Annotated in this window: 20 protein-coding genes and 1 pseudogene; 17 read left to right on the top strand and 4 right to left on the bottom strand. The window is 42.9% G+C overall.

The window, feature by feature from the left end:
* The first annotated feature begins 199 nt into the window (after positions 1-199).
* From ABWT76_RS26820 to ABWT76_RS26795, 6 genes and pseudogenes are all read left to right on the top strand, one after another.
* Positions 200-430 (top strand): type II toxin-antitoxin system Phd/YefM family antitoxin, encoded by a 231-nt coding sequence (locus ABWT76_RS26820; RefSeq protein WP_054468994.1) that lies wholly within the window; start codon positions 200-202, stop codon positions 428-430.
* A 22-nt stretch (positions 431-452) separates the two neighbouring features.
* Complete coding sequence (locus ABWT76_RS26815) at positions 453-752, top strand: PIN domain-containing protein (protein ID WP_313890626.1); 300 nt, start codon at positions 453-455, stop codon at positions 750-752.
* A 287-nt stretch (positions 753-1,039) separates the two neighbouring features.
* Positions 1,040-1,987 (top strand): annotated as a pseudogene (locus ABWT76_RS26810) (DNA-methyltransferase).
* A gap of 123 nt (positions 1,988-2,110) precedes the next feature.
* Positions 2,111-2,320 (top strand): restriction endonuclease, encoded by a 210-nt coding sequence (locus ABWT76_RS26805; RefSeq protein ID WP_313890625.1) that lies wholly within the window; start codon positions 2,111-2,113, stop codon positions 2,318-2,320.
* 17 nt (positions 2,321-2,337) lie between these two features.
* Complete coding sequence (locus tag ABWT76_RS26800) at positions 2,338-2,538, top strand: hypothetical protein (protein ID WP_231636894.1); 201 nt, start codon at positions 2,338-2,340, stop codon at positions 2,536-2,538.
* A 57-nt stretch (positions 2,539-2,595) separates the two neighbouring features.
* Positions 2,596-2,754 carry a hypothetical protein gene (locus ABWT76_RS26795; RefSeq protein WP_354635230.1) on the top strand — a complete coding sequence of 53 codons (159 nt, stop codon included), beginning with the start codon at positions 2,596-2,598 and terminating at the stop codon, positions 2,752-2,754.
* A 130-nt stretch (positions 2,755-2,884) separates the two neighbouring features.
* Here the strand turns inward: ABWT76_RS26795 and ABWT76_RS26790 are convergent, their stop codons facing one another.
* The gene (locus ABWT76_RS26790; protein ID WP_190878713.1) at positions 2,885-5,998 is read right to left on the bottom strand and encodes an efflux RND transporter permease subunit; all 3,114 of its coding nucleotides are present in this window, start codon (positions 5,996-5,998) and stop codon (positions 2,885-2,887) included.
* Positions 5,999-6,276: 278 nt separating this feature from the next.
* Between ABWT76_RS26790 and ABWT76_RS26785 the strand changes: the two genes are divergently transcribed.
* From ABWT76_RS26785 to ABWT76_RS26750, 8 genes are all read left to right on the top strand, one after another.
* Positions 6,277-7,335, top strand: coding sequence for a hypothetical protein (locus ABWT76_RS26785; protein WP_354635229.1), 1,059 nt, complete (start codon positions 6,277-6,279; stop codon positions 7,333-7,335).
* An 844-nt stretch (positions 7,336-8,179) separates the two neighbouring features.
* Entirely contained in the window at positions 8,180-10,015 is a 1,836-nt protein-coding gene (gene ilvB / locus ABWT76_RS26780) for a biosynthetic-type acetolactate synthase large subunit (protein ID WP_054468991.1), read from the top strand.
* Between the two features lie 258 nt (positions 10,016-10,273).
* On the top strand, positions 10,274-10,612 hold the full coding sequence (locus ABWT76_RS26775; RefSeq protein ID WP_242049918.1) for a type II toxin-antitoxin system HicB family antitoxin: 339 nt from the start codon (positions 10,274-10,276) through the stop codon (positions 10,610-10,612).
* A gap of 90 nt (positions 10,613-10,702) precedes the next feature.
* Complete coding sequence (locus ABWT76_RS26770; RefSeq protein ID WP_190878719.1) at positions 10,703-10,879, top strand: hypothetical protein; 177 nt, start codon at positions 10,703-10,705, stop codon at positions 10,877-10,879.
* Positions 10,863-11,210 (top strand): type II toxin-antitoxin system PemK/MazF family toxin, encoded by a 348-nt coding sequence (locus tag ABWT76_RS26765; RefSeq protein WP_054468990.1) that lies wholly within the window; start codon positions 10,863-10,865, stop codon positions 11,208-11,210. The genes ABWT76_RS26770 and ABWT76_RS26765 overlap by 17 nt, the downstream gene beginning before the upstream one ends.
* Before the next feature lie 336 nt (positions 11,211-11,546).
* Complete coding sequence (locus tag ABWT76_RS26760; protein WP_354636443.1) at positions 11,547-12,233, top strand: ParA family protein; 687 nt, start codon at positions 11,547-11,549, stop codon at positions 12,231-12,233.
* 9 nt (positions 12,234-12,242) lie between these two features.
* Positions 12,243-12,683, top strand: a complete 441-nt coding sequence (locus tag ABWT76_RS26755) for a hypothetical protein (protein WP_354635228.1) — start codon at positions 12,243-12,245, stop codon at positions 12,681-12,683.
* 23 nt (positions 12,684-12,706) lie between these two features.
* Complete coding sequence (locus ABWT76_RS26750; RefSeq protein WP_190878723.1) at positions 12,707-12,979, top strand: hypothetical protein; 273 nt, start codon at positions 12,707-12,709, stop codon at positions 12,977-12,979.
* A 415-nt stretch (positions 12,980-13,394) separates the two neighbouring features.
* Here ABWT76_RS26750 and ABWT76_RS26745 read toward each other — a convergent pair whose 3' ends face one another.
* Positions 13,395-13,643 carry an antitoxin gene (locus tag ABWT76_RS26745; RefSeq protein ID WP_190878725.1) on the bottom strand — a complete coding sequence of 83 codons (249 nt, stop codon included), beginning with the start codon at positions 13,641-13,643 and terminating at the stop codon, positions 13,395-13,397.
* 333 nt (positions 13,644-13,976) lie between these two features.
* On the opposite strand from ABWT76_RS26745, the gene ABWT76_RS26740 reads away from it, so the two are divergent.
* On the top strand, positions 13,977-14,216 hold the full coding sequence (locus ABWT76_RS26740) for a hypothetical protein (RefSeq protein ID WP_156331954.1): 240 nt from the start codon (positions 13,977-13,979) through the stop codon (positions 14,214-14,216).
* Between the two features lie 97 nt (positions 14,217-14,313).
* Here the strand turns inward: ABWT76_RS26740 and ABWT76_RS26735 are convergent, their stop codons facing one another.
* The gene (locus ABWT76_RS26735) at positions 14,314-18,621 is read right to left on the bottom strand and encodes an NACHT domain-containing protein (protein ID WP_354635227.1); all 4,308 of its coding nucleotides are present in this window, start codon (positions 18,619-18,621) and stop codon (positions 14,314-14,316) included.
* Between the two features lie 515 nt (positions 18,622-19,136).
* Here ABWT76_RS26735 and ABWT76_RS26730 point away from each other — a divergent pair.
* A complete protein-coding gene (locus ABWT76_RS26730) occupies positions 19,137-19,688 on the top strand; it encodes a hypothetical protein (protein ID WP_354635226.1) in 552 nt (183 codons plus the stop codon).
* A gap of 458 nt (positions 19,689-20,146) precedes the next feature.
* Positions 20,147-20,467 (top strand): helix-turn-helix transcriptional regulator, encoded by a 321-nt coding sequence (locus tag ABWT76_RS26725; RefSeq protein WP_054468983.1) that lies wholly within the window; start codon positions 20,147-20,149, stop codon positions 20,465-20,467.
* Between the two features lie 233 nt (positions 20,468-20,700).
* Here ABWT76_RS26725 and ABWT76_RS26720 read toward each other — a convergent pair whose 3' ends face one another.
* Positions 20,701-22,620: a DUF4914 family protein gene (locus ABWT76_RS26720; protein ID WP_054468982.1), complete on the bottom strand. Its 1,920-nt coding sequence runs from the start codon at positions 22,618-22,620 to the stop codon at positions 20,701-20,703.
* Positions 22,621-23,041: the final 421 nt, after the last annotated feature.

Here is a 23,041-nt window from a genome sequence, read left to right as displayed (position 1 = left end):
TAGGTGAACATAATTAATTGCACTTTTCGTTCCCTACCGTAAATCATTGGATTCCCGCCTTCGCGGGAATGACAGTTTTTCTTCTGATATGGTTTGTAGTGCATTTATTTCTGCCCACCTACTTAATAGAAAACCGCTGTAAGCGATGCGGCATTTACATGATTTTTCACGGTTTATTTCACGGTTTAGGAGGTGACAAATGACAGAAATTACCACCCATGAACTGCCCCAAATTCTCCAGAATCTATTTATAGAAGTCGAACGGACTAAAACCCCGATTACGGTCATCCATGAAGGCAAACCCTTAGTGATTATCTATCCCGCTACTACCCCAGATCCCCGCCCCGCTTTTGGGGCAATGAAGGGAAGCGGTGAAATTTTAGGAGATATAATTACTCCAGAGCCTCAGCCCTGGAAGGTGTTAGAATGAAACTGCTGCTAGATATACCCACATTTGGCTGTGGTATTTACTGGGAGACCAACGCTTATCAAGCCAACTTCAAACTGCAATTGCCGATCCTAATACTGAACTTTGGCTGAGTCCAATTAGCATTTGGGAAACATTGATTTTAGCAGAAAAAGGCCGGATATCTTTACATCCTGACCCGATTACATGGGTTAACTTAGCTTTGAAAAGACTGAAAACTCGTGAAGCAGAGATGAATTATGCCATTGCTATTTTAAGTCGCCAGATTTCCCTACCCCATCAAGACCCAGCCGACCGATTTATTGTAGCTACAGCTATTTTCTGAGAGTCATCTAAGTGCTTTTCTGTTTGCTGAAACACTAAGCGATCGGCAAATTGTAAAGCTCCTGTTACATTCATTTAACTTAGACAGGCGAATCGATTTAACCATTATAGCTTAGTTGATGCCCGTCATTTTCCGTGATAATCTGACATTTAGTTAATATTTATTCACAAAACATCCGTCATAATCTGATTTTTAAGCTTATTTAAATCCCTGATGCTTATGGCATTGTGGTAATTGAGCAAAGTGGAGATTAAGAAATCTCAACAAAAGCAAGTAGGCTAAAAAATATGGTTAATCAGCTTTATTACGGGGACAACTTAGAAGTTTTAAGACGCTACATCAAAAATGAGTCCGTTGACTTATGTTATATCGATCCGCCTTTTAACTCTAAAGGTAATTATAATCAAATCTACAATAATATTGGTTCAGAGGACAAAGCACAAGCCCAAGCATTTATTGATACTTGGGAATGGGACGATCGCGCTATTCAAGGAATCCATGAAATTTTTGATAACTATCATGGCTTATTCACTCAGCAATGCATTGATTTAATTACAGGCTTAAGGAATGTTTTAAGAGAGGGCAGTTTGCTGGCTTATTTGGTCAGCATGACTTTAAGAATCACCGAAATTCATCGGGTTTTAAAACCTACCGGCAGTTTTTACTTACATTGCGATCCAACAGCTAGTCACTATTTAAAATTAGTATTAGATGCTGTTTTTTGCGTTCATATGGGCAATTTTCAAAATGAAATAATCTGGAGTTATAAAAAATGGGCAGTTGCAGAAAAAAGTTTTTCTATAAATCACGACATAATTTTATTTTACACCAAAAATGATAAAAAATCCTTATTTAACGTACTTTTAGAGTAACGTGCTGCATCAAATTTAAAACGGTTTGGAAGTAAAAAGATTGTTTCTCGACATGACAAAAGCGGAAAAAGAGTACCTTCACAAACAACAGATGAAGATGCTAAAGGAGTGAAAATGTCTGATGTTTGGAAAATTCCAATTATTGCACCATCAGCTAAAGAACGGTTAGGTTATCCAACCCAAAAACCAGAAGCATTATTAGAAAGAATCATTCAAGCCAGTTCTAATGAAAATGATATGGTATTAGATGCTTACTGTGGCTGTGGGACAACAGTTGCGGTTTCGCAAAGATTAAATCGACAATGGATCGGCATTGATATTACCTACCAAAGTATTAGTTTAATATTAAAAAGATTAGACTAATACTTTGGTAAGGGAGTATTAGAACAAATTAAACTCAATGGGATTCCCAAAGATATAGAAAATGCCATAGCCTTAGCCAATAAAGCGGACGATCCCACTCGAAAATAATTTGAAAAATGGGCAATTTTAACTTACACCAATAACCGAGCAGTCATTAACACCAAAAAGGAGTCAGATCAAGGAGTTGATGGCGTTGTCTATTTTCAAGGGGATAAAAACGAACCAGAAAAAATAATTTTCCAAGTGAAATCTGGGAAAGTCAAATCCGGAAATATCCGACACTTAATCGGAACCATGACCCTAGAAAATGCTAGTATTGCCATATCACCTTAGATAATCCCACCAAAGATATGCTAAAAACGGCAAAATATGCTGAATTTTATCGGAGTAAATACATGACTCAGAGTTATGATAAGATTCAGATTGTCACGGTTAAAGATATTATTGAAAATCAAGCCAGATTAAATATGCGTTTAAGCTATGAAGTGGTGAAAAGTGCAGAGAAACAAAAAGAAGTGGTTAAGCAGCTTGAGTTAGACACTCAATCATAAGCATTCGCACTAGAACTGGTGGGCAATTGAAAATTAACCAATAAAATTAACCCATGCTTGAATTTAATTTATGAATTGCCCACCCTACAAGCTACGAAGGCTGGTTTTGGTGGGCTACGACGCGGAATAAAGGCGATCGCTTTTATCCCAAAATCACTGCCGCGTCTCGTCCCACCCTACGAAGGATTTTCAGTGCGATCGCGAATGATGACATAATTTATAAAGTCAAAAAAATGTTAGGGCGGGCAAAAATTACCCACCCTAACATTTTATCATATTTAATGAACCATCAACCATCAACAGTTTAAAAACCGGGTAACTTCGGCGAAACCCGGTTTCTTTATGATCACACTTCTTTCTCCTTATGACCATGATGCATTAAGCGATATTGGGCTTGCATCGCGATCGCATAAAACACGGGAATCACATACAAACTTAACAGGGTAGAGACAAACATTCCCCCCACCACAGTCATGCCCAAAGACACGCGAGAAGCAGCCCCAGCCCCGGTAGCAAATGCCAAGGGCAAAATGCCAAAAATGGTAGAAAAAGCGGTCATTAAAATCGGTCGAAAGCGGAGTTCTGCCGCATTAATTGCTGCCTTAGTAATTGACATTCCTTGTTCTCGTAACTGGTTGGCAAACTCCACAATTAAAATCGAGTTTTTCGTTGCCAAACCAATTAACATAATTAAGCCAATCTGACTAAAAATATCGAGTTCCAAACCTGCCCATATTAATGCCACAAATGCACCTAATAATGATAACGGCACCGCCAGCAAAATAATGATCGGATCAATATAGCTTTCAAACTGAGCCGCTAACACTAAAAAGATAAAAGCCAAAGATAAGGCAAAAGTAAAGATTGTGGATTGTCCCGCTTCTTTAAACTCCAAAGACTGACCGGATAAAGCAGTACGCATATCCGCAGGAAGTACCTCTTTAGCTAAATTGTCCAAAGCGTCTAAGGCTTCTCCTAAACTGAATCCGGGGGCTACACTTCCGGAAATTCGGGCAGCCCGAAACCGATTAAAGTGGTTAATTTGGGGCGGCGTTGTGTCGGGGGTAATGGTGACTAAATTACTCAAAGGAACTAACTGACCTTCCCGATTGCGGACATATAATTGACGAATATCTTCGGGAGTCGAACGAAATTCTTTTTCCGCTTGAACCACGACTTCATAGCGGCGGTTTCCTTGATTAAAACTGGTGATTTTTTGCCCGCCTAAAAGAATTTGCATAGTTCGCGCAATATCCCGCACGGAAATTCCTAAGTTAGCCGCTTGATTTCTATCAATGGAAATAGTTAATTCCGGCTTATTGATAGTTAAATCTGTATCAACATTCACCAGTTGCGGTAATTCTTGGGCTCGCCGAGTAAACTCCTCAGAAACTTGGGCTAATTCGTCAAAATCCGGGCCTTGGAGGACAAATTCTACCGCTTGACCAAATCCTGCCCCTGGTAAAGAAGAGGGATTAGTTGCCAAGACAATTCCATCAGGAATTGCGCCAAATTTTGGCCGCAATCGATTAATGATTTCTTGTTGGGATTGGTCGGGATTTTTGCGCTGACTCCAATCTTTGAGTCTAACAAATGCGATTCCTTGATTCACTTCTCCTGCTGTACCTCGACCGAAAGCCCCTACAGTAAAATAAGTTTCCACTTCTGGTACTTGGCTATACACTTCTTCGACTTGACGAATTAGGTTATCGGTATAGCTGAGAGAAACCCCTTGGGGTGCTCTGACGATGGTAAAGATTGATCCTCTATCTTCCGTAGGTAAAAAGCCTTGAGGAATTTGTTGAAATAAAATCAAAGTCAATACTAAAGAGAGAAAAAATCCCCCAACCATGACAAATTTTAATGGCATGATTTTGATCAGTGACCAGCGATAGCTTCTTTCGACTTTGCGTAAGAATACTTCAATATAGCCAAAGAAAATGTTGAGTAAACTTTTCCTTGGCGAACGGGTTATAGACGATGGATTTTTTAAGATTCTCGCGGATAATGGCGGGGCTAAAGTTAAGGCCACAATGGTAGAAATCACCACCGAACCTGCCAGGGTGATGGAAAATTCCGTGAGTAATCGCCCGATGGTGCCGCTGGAAAATCCAATGGGAACAAATACCGCAACTAACACCACAGTAGTGGCAATGACCGCAAAGACGACTTCACCCACTCCAGCCATTGCCGCTTGATAGGGGGACATCTTTTTTTCTTCGATATAACGGACAATATTTTCTAGCACCACAATGGTGTCATCCACCACTAAGCCAGTGGCTAAGGTAAGAGAAAATAAGGTGAGGGTATTAATGGAATAGCCCAGGGCGAACATGATGCCAAATGCCCCAACTAAGGAGACAGGAATTGTCACCGATGGAACTAAGGTGGCTCGCCAGTCCCGCAGGAAAAAGAAGATGACTAAAATTACCAGGAAAATTGAAAGATAAAGAGAATGCCACACTTCTGTGATGGCTAAACTAATAAATTTCGAGGTATCAAAAGATAACTGGTAATTCAGTCCTTCGGGAAAATTTTGGGCGAGTTCAGCCATTTTCGCTTTCACCCCGTTGGCTACATCCAGGGTGTTGGATTTAGAGATTTTGACAATCCCTAAACCTACGGCATTTATGCCGTTAAATCTGACGAATGAGCGATCGTCTTCGGCGCCAATTTCCACTATTCCTAGGTCGCGCAAGTAAACTTGGGAACCATCAGGATTTTTTCTGATGACTAACTGTTGATACTCTTCCGGGGTTTGCAGTCTACCGAGGGTACGGACGGAATATTCTAAAGTATTTCCCTCAATTCTGCCGCTGGGAATTTCGATGTTTTGTTCTCTGAGGGTTTGTTCTACGTCGAGGACTGTGAGGTTGCGGGCGGCCAGTTTTGCCGGATCGAGCCAGACGCGCATGGCATAACGCCGTTCGCCTCTGATGATGATGTTGCTGACTCCGGGAACGGTTTCCAGGATATCAGTCACATAGCGATCAACGTAGTCGCTTAATTCTAAGGTGCTGAACTTATCGCTGTAGACAGCAAACCAGAGAATTGGCGATGAGTCTCCGTCTCGTTTGCTGACAACGGGGGTTTCTGCGTCTTCCGGCAGGTTGCCGATCGCACGGTCAACCCGACTTCGCACGTCTTGGGCGGCTTCTTCGATGTTCCGGCTGAGTTCAAACTCCACAGTAATTGAACTAACGGACTCGCGACTTTCCGATCGCATCGTTTTCACCCCTTCAATGCCGTTAATGGCATCTTCTAGCACATCAGTGATTTCCGTTTCCACCACCCTGGGGTTGGCACCAGGATAGGTGGTGGACACATTGACTGCTGGGGGGTCGATGCTAGGATATTCTTGCAAGGGCAAACGAGTATATCCCACCATCCCAATCAGAATAATGATTAGGGAACAGACAGAGGCAAAGACTGGTCGCCTAATAAAAAAATGAGTAAACATGGTTTTTTTCCTATGGCCAGTGATTGGTGTTGCCTGATTTGCCGATCCGCAGATTTTTAGCAAAAATCACGGCTTCTACTGAAATCCAGATTTTTAGGCGATCGCCCCTACACATCCCGATAACGATTCGGGCTGTGGTTAATTCTTTGAATTGTAACTTTTCTGTTGGGCGATCGCCTATATCGGTTCCGGGTGCGATCTAGTTTTGGCCTAGGTTTTGTCCAGCTTTGGTCTAACTTTGGTCTAATTTTTTTTATTTAAACCAGCGAGAAATATCGATGTCTAATCCATTAGTTCAACCTTTAAACCTGACTGCCCATGCGCGGTTGGAAAAATCCCTCGGCTATGAATACCCACGCCGTTGGGTGGCGTGGCACTGGGAACCGGACATTAACCAATTAATGTATAGCGATGGGAAAAATGTCGGGACTGGTTCGGCTTTAGCTTGGCAAGTTTTCCTGCAACATCCTCAAATTGCACCCCAAATTCAAGATTATGGTCTAAATCAAACGGACCAATATTGGTTACTCCTCGACCGAGAAAGCAGAAATCTCTATATCGGCGAAGCCAAAGTCATCCAAAACTTGCTGGAAAACCCGGAAAGTTTGCTCATGTTAGCAGGACTTGATGGCAACAGCAATTTTCTGGGAGATGTCCTGGGAGATACGAAAGCAGCAGTGCAAGAAACCGTAGAGAAAATTACTCAGGTTAATTTACTCGGATCCTTAAAAAAACTGCTACCCATTGGTGGAGCAATTGGCGCGATCGCCTCTGTAGGAATAGTGGCTGGATTAATTCCTTGCCAAAAGTTCCAAACCCGAACCAATATCACAACAAATCCTGTAATTTCAGTCAATTCAGAAAGTCCTTGTGGTTCTGGGGGAAGTCAAGATTTTTCTGCCTACAAAAACCAAAACAAAAATCAATCTGCCCTGCATCTAATTGGCATCTATGAAGCCCGTGGAGATCATCGCATTGACTACCGCCCAACCGGGGAAGTTACGGTGCAAATTGCCAAACAAAAACAACCGATCGTTCTAGCACTTTCTGCCTATGAACCTGTACAGTGGAAAATTAAAGCAGAACCCGGTGCAGTGATTTCCAAAATTATCGTTAATGGCTACCACGATCAACAGGTACTTGGAGTTGAAAATATCTTAGTCCAAGAATATAGCTATGAAGAAACCGGGCAATCTTTAGGTAATTTCATGTATGAATGGAATGCCTCGGAATCCCAATCTCCAAGTTCGTTAGTCACTAAACTGGAGCAGCTAACCGGCAGTCAGTTAACCTCTTTTCAAGGATGTTATCGTGGCACTCAGTTCCAGGTGAAATAACAGTGAAATAATATTCATTTAGAGTGAATTTTTCACTATAAAAACTCCCCAATTTCTCGTTTCCCACAGGAGAAACGGATGCTTGGGGGGTTTTTGATAGACTAGGGTCTATTTACCAACCAGCGATCCACCTGCGATCGACCAAGGGAGGAGAGGAGGTAGAAAAGTCCCTCGATCAAAGAAACCGGGTAACTTCTACGAAACCTGGTTTCTAAAGGAAAGGATTTGAGACAAATTTAATTTTTTTTTAAGCTTTTTTGACAAATTTTGTGATAATCTTCTGACAATATGCGGCAAATAACGGTACACGAAGGGAAATAGCGGGACACAAATTTATCTAAATATGAATATTCTTAAATAAATATCAAGAAAATTGCCAATCCCGAAATTTTAGGGCATGATTAATAAGTGAATCCCTTAAACGAGTGACTAATAAATCAAATCAAAGAACCATGAGATCATTACCTTATATGGATTAGAGATTAGTTCCTAGGAAGAGGAAATCGATTAGCAAACTAACCTGAAAACCTGACTAATCTCAGACTTACCCAGGAAATTTGCACCGAGTAAGTCTGACAAACTCTCCCCAATCAAATCCTCAATCAAATCCCCAATCAAATCCCCAATCAAATCCCCAATCAAATCCCCAATCAAATCCCCAATCAAGTCAAAATACCAAAATAAAAAATATGGGCTATATAATTCCCGCTGTATGAGAAAAATTATATATAAATTAAGGACATAAAAATTATCTAAATTTTGACATGATAATTTTGATCCCTAAACCGAATTCATCAGAATTCATCAACAGCTAAAACATTTGCGAAGATTACGAGGATTAGTTATGCAACTGCAAAATGTAACAGTTAAAAGAGTGAGCGGCGCTTTTGCTTTGATTGATAGCTTGAAACGTCACGGGGTACAGCATATTTTTGGTTATCCCGGTGGGGCAAACCTGCCGATTTATGATGAACTTTATCGTGCTGAAGCCGCAGGGGAACTGAAGCATATTCTGGTTAGACATGAACAAGCGGCTGCCCATGCAGCCGATGGCTACGCCCGGGCTACGGGAAAAGTGGGGGTTTGTATGGCCACTTCTGGGCCGGGGGCAACCAACTTGGTGACAGGTTTGGCGACTGCTTATCTCGATTCCGTGCCAATTGTGGCGATTACCGGACAGGTTCCCAGTGGTTTGATTGGCAGTGATGCGTTTCAGGAAGTGGATATTTTTGGGATTACTTTGCCGGTGGTGAAGCATTCTTATGTGATTCGCAATCCTAATGATATTGCTCGCGTGGTGGCAGAAGCGTTCCACTTGGCAAGTACCGGCAGACCAGGCCCGGTGTTGATTGATGTCCCCAAGGATATGGGAATTTTGGAATGTGATTATGAGCCGATTAATCCGGGGACGGTGCATTTGCCCGGATATCGTCCGACGGTGAAAGGAAATCCCCGGCAAATTAATCAAGCCCTGCAATTGATTCGGGAATCCAGTAAGCCGTTGATGTATGTGGGGGGCGGCGCGATCGCCTCTAATGCCCATGCGGAAATTCAAGAAGTGGCGGAACATTTCAAAATTCCTGTCACCACCACCTTGATGGGTAAAGGCGCTTTTGATGAGCACCATCCTCTGTCCCTGGGGATGTTGGGGATGCACGGAACTGCTTATGCCAACTTTGCAGTGAGTAACTGTGATTTGTTGATTGCGGTGGGGGCGCGGTTTGACGACCGTGTAACCGGCAAGTTAGATACATTTGCCAAGGACGCTAAGGTAATCCACATTGATATTGACCCGGCAGAAGTGGGGAAAAATCGTAAACCCGATGTGCCTATTGTGGGGGATGTGCGTCAGGTATTGATCGACCTGTTGCGGCGCAATCACGAAATGGGCAATGGATTGAACCCAGAACAAACGAAAGCATGGCGCGATCGCATTGCCCAATGGCAAAAACAATATCCCCTGGAAGAGCCCCATCCTTCGGAAACCCTTTCCCCCCAAGAAGCGATTGTGGAGTTGTGTCGCCAAGCCCCTCATGCGTACTACACCACCGACGTGGGTCAACACCAAATGTGGGCAGCCCAATTCCTGAAAACCGGCCCGCGCAAATGGGTGACAAGTGGAGGTTTGGGGACAATGGGCTATGGTGTTCCCGCTGCGGTGGGGGTGAAATTAGCCCTGCCAGAGGTGGAAACCATCTGCATTTCTGGGGATGGCAGTTTCCAAATGAATATGCAGGAACTTGGCACTATTTCCCATTACAAAGTGGGGGCAAAAATCGTCATCCTGAATAATGGTTGGTTGGGCATGGTGCGGCAATGGCAAGAAACTTTTTATGGGGAACGGTATGAAGCCACTGACCTGGAACAAGGCACCCCGGATTTTGTGAAGTTAGCCAATGTTTACGGCATTAAAGGCATTACCGTGAATACTCGCGAAGAATTGCCAGGGGCGATCGCGCAAATGTTAGCTCATAATGGCCCGGTAATTTTAGATGTCCATGTGAAGCGGGCAGAAAACTGTTACCCAATGGTTGCCCCCGGAAAGAGCAACACCGAAATGATGGGTTTACCCCAGACGGCAACCGAGGTGCTGGCTAACAGTATCCTAGAATGTCCCAGTTGCCATACGGTTAATCCTTCCAGCCATAAATGCTGTTCTGAATGTGGCACAAAACTGTAATGATACTGTAATAATTGATTAATCAGAAACCGGGTTTCTTGAAGAAACCCGGTTTCTTTAGATCAGGGGTAGGGTGGGTTAGGCACGCAGATATTTTGGCCACAAACAGATAACTTTAATTCGTGCCGTAGCCCACCGACTGACATATTAAGGGTAGGGTGGGTTAGGCACGCAGATATTTTGGCCACAAACAGATAACTTTAATTCGTGCCGTAGCTCACCGACTGAAATTATGTATCAAATACATTTTTCTCCCTAATGCCGAAAGAACCTAAGTATGAGGTGAAAATGATGCTTCATTATAAAATAATCCTCTATTGGAGTCAAGAATACCAAGCATTTATCGCTGAAGTTCCAGAATTACCGGGTTGTGCCGCTGACGGAAAAACCTATCAAGAAGCGGTGCAAAATGTAGAGGTAATTATGCAGGAATGGATAGAAACTGCCAAAGAATGCGATCGCCCCATCCCCGAACCAAAAAGACGTTTAATGATAAGAAAAAAACCGGGTTTCTGCGATAATTTTGGCATCTCCACAGGGAGGCTTTTGCAGAAACCCGGTTTCTGCAAAAGCCGATGCAAAAGTAAGATGCTATAATAAGTCATATCCCAAATAAAATTATATTTTCTGGACTGACCAAACTCCATTGGTTAACGAAGGAATACAAATCTTGATTGGACAAACAGTATGACAGTAGCCGAAATCAAACAAATCATTTTTAATTTGCCCTTGGACGAACTGATCGCCCTAGATGAAGAAATATCAGAAAAAATCGCAGCTACAGTGATGATGAAATTGGCAGAAACAGGTTTTTCAGAGTGGAACGACCCAGAAGAAGATATATATAATGACGAACCAGCCTAACTGTTATGAAACTTGGCTAGTTCGCTTTCCTTTTAGCGATTTAGCCTCTAATAAGCTGCGACCAGCTTTAGTGATAGCCCGTCATCGCCAAGAGCTAATTATTTTGGGCATTTTTTCCAAAATTCCCTCCGGGCAATTGCGAGATACTTGGGTTTTGCTAGAGGATAATTATCCTGATTTTGCCCAAACTGGACTAAAAAAGACATCTTTAATTAGGGCTGATAAAATTGCCACTGTTGATGAGTCCGTATTTCAAAGGCAGTTGGGTATTTTGCCCACGGATATTTTGACTTTGGTGCAAGAGGCACTGAGGAATTCTCTAAATATCTAAATTTCTAAATCTTTAAATCTTACCTAGTGGGGTAGGGTGGGTTAGGCACGCAGATATTTTGGCAAAAAACAGATAACTTTAATTCTTGGCGTAGAAACCCGGTTTCTTCAAGAAACCGGGTTTCTAGCTGAATTTATATGTCGAAACTGCCAGAGAATGCGATCGCGCCATTCCCAAACCAAAAAGAAGTTCAATGATGAGGAAAAACCCTGGTTTTTTTCTCATAATTAACTCATGGTTAATTTGTCTGCCTAGCCCAAACATTTCACACATGAAAATAAAAAAATGCTATATAATAGAAAATGTCAAGTGTGATGGAGATAACTAAGGGCTCACATTATTCTTTGTCATTACGACAAAGGTGGAGTAGGCAAGACTACCTTAGCGGTGCATATCGCTGGGGTTCTTAGAAAAGAACAATTAGGGCAAATCCTTCTCGTTGATTGCGATCCGCGTCCTGATGCCTGGAGTTTCTACAAAGGTAGACGCCCAAAATATCAAGAATTTTTAAGTTCAATCGATGGCTGGTTAGATATCCTCTGGAATCCTCCCGATTTTAACCGTCAATTTAAGCAAATAAAGAAGGCAGATTTGGCGACTTATGATTATATCGTCATTGATACTGATAGCCCCCCAGAAGATATGGTGACAATGATGAGTAATAACTATCCAGATACCATTGTGATTCCAATTAATAAATCGCAAAAGCGATCGCTCAACGACTTGCCCAGCTTCTTAGATACGGCTGCGGATATAGAAATAAGAGCCAACCGCGAACCAGGAATTAATTACTATCCGATATTTTTAGTTGTACCTCTTGGCATTGAACAAGATCGAGTAATTTCTAAATTAGAGGCAGCAAATCCCAAACCTAAAAATTGTCAAGTTGCCCCAGCAATGGAGAATTTTCAAGATGAAATAGATAGTGCTCTAGAGCAAAATAAGTATATTTGGGATTGTCCAGGATTTGCATCTACTTATGAATATTTTTATAATCTTTGCCATGAATGTTTAATAATCTAGGAGGTGTCTATGACAGTCAGCCAGGATCAAACAACCGATGGAATCAAAGAACGAGCCTTATCAATTGGGTTACAGAAATCCGATTCCATGTTAGAACAAGATCGATTTAGATTTTGTTTTGAAACTGAAGAAAAAAGAAAAGCTGATGAACTTTGTTCTATTTGGCTGGGAGTGCCGATGAAACAAATTATTCCTCAAGCAATTAAGTACGCTTTAGCCTATGGAGAAAAAGAGCAAGATTATCTGAATAAAATTAAAAACAATAGTCAAACTAATCAAGATTCTCAAAAAACATCACAAAGGTCAGAAGTCACGGTTCAACTTGATACTAAGACATTGGCAAAAATAGCACAATATGATATGAAGGGAAAGGAAAATGAATGTGCCATACTTGGAATCAATCTATTGTATGAAAAATTGATTCCTCAAAAATATAAAACTGAAGCATAAAGTTAACAATCTTAATCTATCTAATGGATGCAACTCAAATTAGGGCATTAATTGCTGGATATTTGAATTCAGATAATCAAGCAAAACAGCGGCTGGGTCGCTGTTTTGCGGTCGAACTAGGACTGGAAGCAGGGTCTCTCGGACCCGATGGTGGGGTTGATGGCAGTGGCTACAATGAAAATAGACCTCTTGCAAAATTCCTAAAAGCCCCCCTTAAAAAGGGGGGTTGGGGGGGTCGAAATATTTATTTTGCAAGAGGTCTAATCAGCAAAAAATTTATTTTCAATGTAAGTTAAGGGGCAAGCCATTACCTCAAAGTGATGCAGATGAATTCTACCAAAAAATCACAGAAACCGAAGCTGATATTGGCATTATTTTGGCAGGAGTTGGGTATAAGAGAACCTTTATCCCACGGCGATCGCAATATCCTGAAATAAATCGGGCGATCGTTCATTATTTAACTCTTGAGGATATTTTGACTGAAAGTGATTCATTCAAATCCGCCCTAAAAGATTTACCCAGACTAAGTGATTTATCCGAAATTATCGATAATCACGAAAATTACCAACCAGTCTGAATGCTATGAAACAGGAGGATTAATCATGCCGGAACAATTACAGCAATCCAAGAAAATCGCATCTCTCAATTTAATCGCACTGAGCCGTTTAACCAAGTCTGACAAAATATTGGTATCGAGGAGATATTGATAGGTCATTCGCTCGGACTAAAATTTAATATCATCAAGAGTAGTGCTTCATCAATGTCAGGAAACTCATCGGCAATATCTGGCAATGTATTCAGCAGATCAAGCAGAGAAGTAGAAGCGATCGGTTCAATAATTAAGCGATCGCCTTCTTGACGTAGCAAAACCTCTGTCCCCGATAAAGCAAATTCGTGGGGAATGACCAGAACTTGATATTCTCCCTTTTTTGATAGAGAAATATGACGTGATTTTGGCATTATTTAACCTCTGATTATCTTTCATTGACAAGCTTTCTATACTGGCGATAAATTGATTATAAGTAGGTGGGCAGAAATAAATACACCACAGGCCATATCAGAAGAAAAACTGTCATTCCCGCGAAGGCGGGAATCCACAGTCTATCGGCGGGAAACGAAAAGTGCAATTAATTATGTTCACCTACTTACATATAACCGGAAAAAAACAGTCAGCAACCGACTGAAGCAGAACGCCAACAGACCGATCGCCTATCTTTACACCGATTGGCTATTTATAGCGGTTATTGTCCCTTCGGAAGTACAGAGCTTTTCTGGATTCCCGCCTGCGCGGGAATGACAGGTTTTTTTGTACTTCATAACTATGAGAATTGCTATATTGAAATTACTGGAAAATATCCCCGATCGCGATCGCCAAACCGGGCAGTAAGGGCGACGATAAAATATCCCCATTTAACTATTGCTTTTGACCAATTTTTAGGCAGAAACCGGGTACGAGCGATCGCATCTCTGTCACCGCACCAACCTTGTCATAGAAACCCGGTTTCTTTCCTGCGAGAACCCGGGTTTCTTTAGTTAATTTTGGGCTTGCCTAAATTGTCGCTTGGGTGCGAGAAACCGGGTTTCTTTAGTTAATTTTGGGCTTGCCTAAATTGTCGCAGAAACCCGGTTTCTAAAACTCCACCGCCCCCAACGCAATCAACGAGGCTTTCTCGGCTGCCGTCAACCCGGTGACTCCGGCAATCTTCGCCCCGGCATAGAGTTTATTGCTAATGGTTTTCAGACATTCACCGGACTGCAAATCCCAAATCTTAATCGTTCCGTCAGAACTACCAGAGGCCAAGGTTTTGCCGTCAGGACTGATTGCCACCGACCATACCACGCTTCTATGTCCCCGCAAGGTTTGCAGACAGTCGCCGCTATGAATATCCCAGAGTTTTATGGTTTGGTCATCACTGCCAGAAGCCAGGATATTGCCGTCAGGACTGATTGCCACCGACCATACCGAATTGCTATGCCCCCGTAAGGTTTGCAAACACTTGCCGCTATGGAGATCCCAGAGTTTTATGGTTTCGTCATCACTGCCAGAAGCCAGAATATTGCCGTCCGGGCTGAATACCACCGATCTTACCCAATTGCTATGCCCCGGTAAAGTTTGCAGGCATTCGCCGCTATGGAGATCCCAGAGTTTGATCGTATTGTCAGAACCGCCAGAAGCCAGAATATTGCCGTCGGGACTGATTGCCACCGACCATAACGAATGGCTATGCCCCCGCAAGGTTTGCAGGCAGTGGCCGCTATGGAGATCCCAGAGTTTGATCGTATTGTCATCACTGCCAGAGGCCAGAATATTGCCGTCGGGAGCGTAGGCCACCAAAAATACCCAATTGCTATGCCCCTCAAAGGTCTGAAGACAGTCGCCACTATCAATATCCCAGAGTTTGATCGTATTGTCATAACTGCCAGAGGCCAGGGTTTTCCCGTCGGGAGCGTAAGCCACTGACCATATCAAACTGCTATGCCCCGGTAAAGTTTGCAGGCAGTCGCCACTATGGAGATCCCAGAGTTGTATCGTTTTGTCAGAACCGCCGGAGGCCAGAATATTCCCGTCGGGAGCGTAGGCCACCGAGAATACCGAATTGCTATGCCCCTGCAAAGTTTGTAGGCAGTCGCCGCTATGGAAATCCCAGAGTTTGATCGTATTGTCAACACTGCCAGAGGCCAAAGTTTTCCCGTCGGGACTGATTGCCACCGACCATACTGAATTGCTATGCTCCTGCAAAGTTTGCAGGCATTGGCCGCTATGGAGATTCCAGAGTTTGATCGTATTGTCAACACTGCCAGAGGCCAAAATATTCCCGTCGGGACTGATGGCCACCGACCATACCCAATCGCTATGTCCCGGCAAAGTTTGCAGGCAGTGACCGCTATGGAGATCCCAGAGTTTGATCGTATGGTCATTACTGCCAGAGGCTAGAGTTTTCCCGTCGGGACTGATGGCCACCGACCTGACCCAATTGTTATGCCCTGGCAAAGTTTGCAAACAGTCACCGCTATGGAGATCCCAGAGTTTGATCGTATTGTCATAACTGCCAGAGGCCAGGATATTCCCGTCGGGACTGATTGCCACCGAGAATACCGAATTGCTATGCCCCTGTAAAGTTTTCAGACATTCTCCACTCTCGATATCCCAGAGTTTGATCGTATTGTCATAACTGCCAGAGGCCAAAATTTTGCCGTCGGGACTGATGGCCACCGACTTTACCGGATTGCTATGTCCCGGCAAGGTTTGCAGGCAGTCGCCGCTATGGAGATCCCAGAGTTTTATGGTCTGGTCATCACTGCCAGAGGCCAGAATATTGCCGTCGGGACTGATGGCCACCGACCTTACGGAATTGCTATGCCCGCGATAGATGGCTATTTGCTCGCCGTCCGCCACTTCCCAAAGACGAACTTCTCCATTATCGTGACCCGTGGCTAAGAATCTGCCATCGGGACTGAAGGCGACTGATAAAACAAAATCAAAAGCCTTGGCAAATAAAGATTCGTTCAGATTAGCATTGGTAAAATTAACATTGCGTAAATTAGCTGTAGTAAAATCAGCGCCTAAAATTACCGTATTGCTGAAATCACGATTTTGCAGACTGGTTGGATCAACTTTTAACAATACCGTTGCCGCATTGCCACCCAGATAACCCACTTCCGCTTCAGTTTTCCCTTTCGTGGCAGCAATTAAATCAAGTAATCGCTGTTTAGCGATTTCCAGATTTAGCATGGGCAGCAATAAATCCAGCAAGGCTTTAGTCAGAGGGGCTTGGCCAAAGGTTTCGCGCAAGTTATCCGCAAATGAAATAGTAGCGATTTCCGCAAAGTCCGGCGCTAATATCCCCAATTGCACGGCGAATTTATAGGCAACAAAAAACTCTAATAAAGAACGATGGGCTGGGGAATAGTCACCATCAGCATTGCGAATTAATAGGGTTTGACCCATCATGTCATAATGCCAATGATCTAAATCTTTTTGTTCCTGCACCACTGGACCAAAACAGCGGCGAATCCGGTCGGGAAATAGGCGATAGTTGAGGCTCATTTGGTCAGTAGAAAGCATTTCCCAAGCTAACTCACAAAGAAAATAAAGCTTATCCGTCATTGAGGTAAAGGTGCGATCGGTTTTAATATCCCGTTCCATTTTGCGCCGCACCGCATAGAGATAAATTCTGGCTAAATCGATGGGCTTTCCTGATTCAATCTCTGGTAATGCTTCCAAAATTAAATTGACCATTACCGGACGACGGGCTAAGTCCACTAATTCAGGATTAGCCATAATTTTCGCGATAGTTTCGGGCTTGGCTTCTCGTTTGCACAATACTTCTCGAATTTGCTCATTATTCAGTTTTTCTAACTCCAACACTTCAAAGTGTGGGGGTTGTCTGATTAATTTGGATGTTGAGGCTTGCAGTTCCGCATTGAGTAAATCCCGCCCTTCTTTGGCTTCGGGAAAATGCTCTGTGCGACAAGTGAGAATAGCCTTGGAACCGGGCACCACCACTTTAGCCAATTCCCAAAAGTTATTAATCATTTTCTGGCGATCGACCTTGGCTGCCATTTCGTCAAAGCCATCAAAAATTAACAACAATTTACCCATACGGTTGAGTTGTTCAAAGGCTTTATAATTGGGCAAACCTACATCATGTTGGCGAAAGAAAAATTCGGAAAACAGCGATTCCACTGATACTGCTTTGGCATAGTCTCGCAAAGGAATCACCAAAGGTAAACGAGGCAGTTTATTCCCTTCTGCTTTTGCTGTCCGATATTTTTGCACCGCTTGCCACGCATAGTGCAAAACAAACCAAGTTTTGCCCGTGCCAAATTCCCCTAAAATCGATAAATGTTCTTTAGCAGAATCGTTTAACCAAGTATTAATGTAGCGATCTATCCAACCATTGCGTTGGTCATAGCGACTTTTTCCCAGACTTTGCTGAGTTTTTGGGTCGAGTTCTTCTTTAGTACAAGCAAGGGGTACATATAATGTATCGATTTTTTGGCGTTTAACCTCAGTTTCTAACCAATTCAAATAACCGCTAAAGTTTACGGCTTCATCAATCAATTCATCAAAGGTATAGCAAAATAAACGGCGATCGCCCTCTACTGCATCTCTAACCGCTTGACTCACCCGACTCGGCGCCACTAACCACCCTTCATCAGTCTGATGTTTTTCTACGGATTCCTCTAAAGCTTTTAAATCATTAATATTTGCTTCCCCTTCAATGCCTCTCACTAAAATTCGGTCATATCTTCGCCTTGCGGGAACTTGAATGATCCATTCAAAATAGTCTGATTCCCAAACATCTTCTCTCTCGAAATCATATAAAGCATCAAACCAGTTATGTAATTGCTGGGTAAAATTGCTATTAGAAAATGCGGGGCGATCGCCTGGTGGTAAACTATGCAGACTCTCGAATCGTTGGTTAAGTTGAGCGATCGCGCTTTTGAACTCTGCGTATAAGCGATCGATTGTCTGATCGCGTCGCACTTCTGCGGGGTTGCGAGTGCGTTTAACTATCTCAATAAAAATATCGCTAAATTTAGCCAATTCGGGCAAAATATTTATGCGGCGATCGCGGATTTCATCTCCGAGGGCATATTCTTCAATATATTTTTCTACTTGATTTAAAAAAAATCTTGGATTGTCTCCATTGAACGCCTGGTGAAATGCTTCTTTTATTTCTTTTTGGCGAAATAGTTCCAGAATCAACCGCAAATCTTCCTGATTCAATATTCCTAATTGATTCGCCCCATACTCGACCAAAGCATATTGATAAACCCCAGTAAAGTCGGCTGGGGGATGCTCTGGATCGAGATTAAATTTTTTTAGTATTGTAATAAATAACTCTTGACGTTGAGCTTGCTTTACCGCCAAAGGTATGGCACCCTTAGACCCAGCTAGGATGGCATTAATAACATCGTCAATTCCAAACATAGCTAAATTTCCTTTTTTTAGACTGAGACAAAATCCCTCAAGATCGCGGTTCCATCTCCCAATTCGGGAGAGGGGAGTCAAGAGACTCAGAAAAGTGGCTGATTTTTATTTTAGCATATTTATACCAATTTCAAAAATTCATCCAACAGCCCCTAACATTCGTAGGGTGGGCTACTATGAAGAGAGGAAAGAGAGGAGAGAAAAGAGAGGGGAGAAAAGAGAGGGGAGAGGACTTTTTCCTATTTGATCAGCATCCTCTATCCTATTTCCTCTATCCTCTATCCTATGCATCCTCCGATGTGTGTGGATTTTTGCCCACCCTACAATATAAATACTTATTGTTGCCTAAATTTTTGTAAATGGTATTATTTCCAATCAATTCAATATTTAATTGGCAGTGAACCTAGAAACGTCAGACTAGAAGCAGTGGAACTATGAGAAGATAAAAAATTCTGGTTGATTACTTTGGGATATAATCTATCTAAGTCAATGCTAACCAAAGGGTTTAAACAGGCATGAATGATTATCTGGCTTTGAAGTTAGGAAAGTTACAAGCGCAAATTTATTGGCTACATGATGCGGAAAAATTTACTGAATTGGCAGAAAGTGCCGCCGAAATTTATCAATGTTTAGGTTATGACGCAAAAACCGCCGAAACTGTTGGCAATTTAATTAGTCAAGCTTATCAATTAGCGGATCCGGCTGATTTGGCTTATCAAGCCGGTGATTTTGATTTAGAAATGCAGTTTTATCATCAGGTTAAGGATAAATTATTAGAAGCAGAAGCTCATTTAGGTTTACCAGAAAGTATCGCCGAACATCAAATGAAATGGTGGCTTTATTTTCGCCATAAACAAAAGTTAAAAGTGGCGATACATTTATTTTTACAACATTTTAAATCTTTAGGATGGATTAATTTAATCCCAGCGATACAAGTGAGTTATGATTTAGTGAAAATCTGCAAAATCCATAAGTTACGAGACTTGGAAATGACCGCTGAGTATGCCAGTCACTACTGGAGTATTTTGCTGAAAATGAAGCCGCCACAATATCCTTATTTGGGTTAACTATAATATAGCATTTTTTATTAGAGATGTAAAAGGAAACAGGGAATAGAAAATAGAAAACAAGATCCGTGACTTTGGCTGAGGGAAATATCTCCGATCAAAAGCGACTAAAAGCGATCGCCTATAAAATATCTTCTTTTGCCAATTCAGCTTTTTGCCAATTCAGCCCTTGAAGTAAAGTTGAATACCACACGGGGGGATTTTTTCGTTTAATCTTGTTCAGGGAGTAGGGACCCGCGCATTTCGGCAGGAAATTTCTGCCTTGACAGCTATAACATATATACCGAAATGCAACGCCGCCCTCTCCTGTAGATGGCAAATCTTGGAAAATACAGTAGGACTTAGGTCGCTACTCTCTATCTAGGATTTTGTCGGGGCTTCTCTCCGAGAAAAAGCCCCGCATTACCTGAGTGCGGCAGTCCGATAAAAATAAAAAAATAACATCCTCAAATATTGAAATGCGTTTTCCAGCAAGTTACTTTAAGGCAGATTTTTTCAAGGTGCTTTCTAATCCGATCCGGATTCAAATTCTGGATACCCTGCGTACAGGAGAAAAAAACGTCAATGATATTGCTCACTATCTAGAGTTAGAAGCATCTTCAGTTTCTCAACAACTGACGGTGTTGCGTCGCAGTAACTTGGTGATCGCTCGCAAGCAAGGCAACCAGGTGTTTTACTCAATCCGGGATTTGGCGATTTTTAAAGTGCTCGATGCAGCTTTGGAAGTGTTTAACAACCACCTAGTTGACGTCCGGGAGACTTTGGAAAAACTAGAGTAATTGCGATCGCAGAACACAGAGGGAATGAGGAGGGGAGGAGGGGATGAGGGGCTCTCCGGGCAGAGGTTTGTAGGGGCGACAGCATTGGCCACAAAAATATTTGCATCCCTGCCCAAATTTATATTGGCCAATGCTTCGCCCTAATTGACAATTGATAATTGACAATTGATAATTGTCAATTATCAATTATTTTCCCCCGCTCCTCCGCTCCTCCGCTCCTGATCGCTGAATCTTTAACTTTCGTTCACCACCACGGGATAAGGAATCAAGCGTTCATAATCTTGCAGAGTGCCATTCGATAAACAGCAATCGATAATCTCTCGACCTACGGGGTCAAGATCCGGTTCGAGAAACTGCTTAATTTGCTGGTCAAAAAATTCCTTGAGAATTTCTGCACCGCGATCGAAAGCTTCATCTCCGACCTCCGGCTGTAAATTGACCCGAAAAAACCAATTACCAATAGTTTGGCCTTCCACAATCATCGATCGCAGAGTATAGCCCAACAGGGAACAACGAGAAGCCACCGCTTGCTCTCGACTAATTCGAGCGCCACCACGACGAGCGAGATATTCCCGTGCGATCCACTGAGGCATAAAGCCCACTTCCCAAGCCCCAATATGCTGATTGGGACATAAAACATAACGCACTTTAGGAGTAGAAATAATTTGTTGCAGAATTAAATTCGCTTGAATCACTCGCCGACCCGTGGCAAAAGGCCAATAAGAACCGACCCCCTCAGAAGTCATCCCCTCTTTTTGCACAATACTGGGGTTGGCGTAGCCGCGAGGAGCAACCAGTCGCCACAGCCAAGCTAGGGCTGGTGGCAGAAAATGCAGTAGGCCGATAATTCCATAAGTGGGCAATTCCTTAGTACAGGGAGGAGTGCGTACCCCAAAGCTGCGAATATCCACACTTACAGGGCGGTTCACCACTTGCGGGATAATTGCTCGTGGAATTACCACACGGGGGTTGGGGCAAGGTTGACCCGGTGCGTCCTCAACATGATCCCAAATCAGGGCAGTGCTATGGGGAGGCGCATCAATATTCAGGAATAGCAGGGGTTGCGGGGGATGGATGGTCAATTCTTCCAGGGCGGGGTCTGTGCCGTAGCGAGTGATATGGTTCAGGCGAACAAACCAGGCATTTTCTGCATCCATCACCGCCAGTTTATCTTGATTTTCCGGTCTACGGAGACTGGGATGGCACAATGCCATGTCATCGGTGACAGGATGCAGTTCGCAGCCCCTGGGCAAGATTAAGGTGCGCTCGTCTCCAGTGATGATATTTTTCCCCAGCAGCAGGCTACCGTCAAACCGACGGTGAATTTGCTCCAGCATCTCGCTTTTACCGCCGCCACTTGCCCCTTCATGCATCAAGGTGATGTGATTATCGTAGGGAGTGACGACTCTGACGGTGGAAGCGTGAGCGGTAATCCAGTTTTCTTGTTCGCCCAAAGTTAACAGAATGCCGTAAATCCCTTTTTTGGCACTAGGCCCAGGATAGAGGTTGTAGCTAAATATTTCGTGTAAACCAGGACAACGATTGTGGACCACCACTTGTTTGCCGCCAAAGACTGTATGGCGGAAAGGCGGAGCCACATAGATTACCCCTCCCAGGGAAAATTCTGGGCCTAAGCTGGCTGGGTCGTGAATCCCTTGGAGCAAGGATAGTCCAAAGGCAAAAAAGCCTGCATTGGCCGGTGCCACAACTACGATCTCCGGTCCTTTGCCTTGAACCCCAGCCACGAAAACAAATAAGGCCAGTTCCTGGGTTTTCAGCCATTCAAAAGTCTGCGATCGCAGGGTGTCAAAATCAAAGCCATACCGGGAATTAAAGGTCTTTTTATTGGTGGGTTGGTCGTCACCAATCACCATACAATCGGGATCGCGCCGTCGCATATAGGGCTCGGTATAGTTAGCGCAGATACCATTTTTAACTTTGCATACCACCGCTTCAACTACTTTGCCCCGATTGGGAACTTCGTATGCTACTTCGTGATAACCGGGCATTAAGATATTGAACTCCGCATCCCGAACCGCCAAGTCGATCAGTTCCTCGACGTTTGAGGCAAAGGTAAAACCGGGGCAGGATTGGAGAATATCGATCAGTTCTGGAGGTAACTTAAAATTAGGAAGCGAATTTATTGGTGCCATAAACTTCCTGAACAATCTATTAATAAAAACTACTGGAACTATCTGACAGATTTTGGTGAAATCGCCCTTTCATCTTTCTACAGGATCGAGCCAAAATTTCTCTGATTGCTTTGGCCGATAATGATTTGGTGAGCAATGATTTGGGGAGCAATTTTTTGATTCTGCCTGATTTAGTAGCCTAACAGCAAAAATTACCTGAACTGCTGAATTTTTATAAAGATTTAACTTTTAGAAATTTTGGTGATTATTTTTCTGCTTAAATTTCTTAAAAACTATGAATATGAAAATATTTGCATATTTATAGATAGTGATTTAAAACTCATATATTAAATAACTGCTATAAAAATTAGAGCCAAAAAAAGAAACCGGCTTTTTCCCATAATTTTTCCTATCGATAGCCTGAAGGTTGGGAAAAAACCAG

The sequence above is a fragment of the Planktothricoides raciborskii GIHE-MW2 genome (assembly GCF_040564635.1).
Classification (GTDB): Bacteria; Cyanobacteriota; Cyanobacteriia; order Cyanobacteriales; family Laspinemataceae; genus Planktothricoides; species Planktothricoides raciborskii.
The sequence above is the reverse complement of the archived record's forward strand: the minus strand, read 5'-3'. Positions and strand labels throughout refer to the sequence as shown.